The 550-nt window shown below is 57.5% G+C and carries 1 pseudogene; it reads left to right on the top strand.

Annotated features, from left to right (window positions below):
* Positions 1-67 precede the first annotated feature (67 nt).
* A pseudogene (locus tag ACOCD2_RS25615) lies at positions 68-550 on the top strand (transposase); the annotation flags it as partial.

Below are 550 nucleotides of genomic sequence, written 5' to 3'. Positions count from 1 at the left end.
CATTTAACTGTGCTCGGGTGCGGCCAGTGCGCGGCAGTGTCGCGAGGGCTATCTGCCCACCGAGCCGTTGCAGGCGCGCCTGATCCGAGTGGAGCTGGAGAGTGGCGAGGTCGAAGTGCTGATCACTTCGCTGCTCGATGCCCAGGCCTATCCACACCGGCTTTTTGCCAAGCTCCATGCGCTGCGCTGGGGTGTCGAGGAGAACTACAAACGGGAAAAACAACGCCTGGAGATCGAGAACTTCTCCGGTCGCACCCCCTGGGTGCTGCTGCAGGACTTTCACGCCAAGATCTTTGCGCAGAACCTGACTGCCATTCTGGTATGCCTGGCACAATGGTTGGCAGATGAACGCTACCGACATCGACAACATAGCTACCGGATCAACTTTGCCAACGCCCTGTCCAAAATGAAGAACCACTTGGCCAGCCTCTTCCTGGACACTTCTCCGTTGGAGTTGTGCTGGCGGCTATTACAACGCATGGCCGATGCAGTGGAAGCGGTGCGACCAGGACGTAAGTTCCCACGAAACATGAAAAAAGTCCGTGTTCCA

The organism is Thiolapillus sp. (genome assembly GCF_048562965.1).
GTDB lineage: Bacteria > Pseudomonadota > Gammaproteobacteria > Chromatiales > Chromatiaceae > Thiolapillus > Thiolapillus brandeum_A.
The sequence above is the reverse complement of the archived record's forward strand: the minus strand, read 5'-3'. Positions and strand labels throughout refer to the sequence as shown.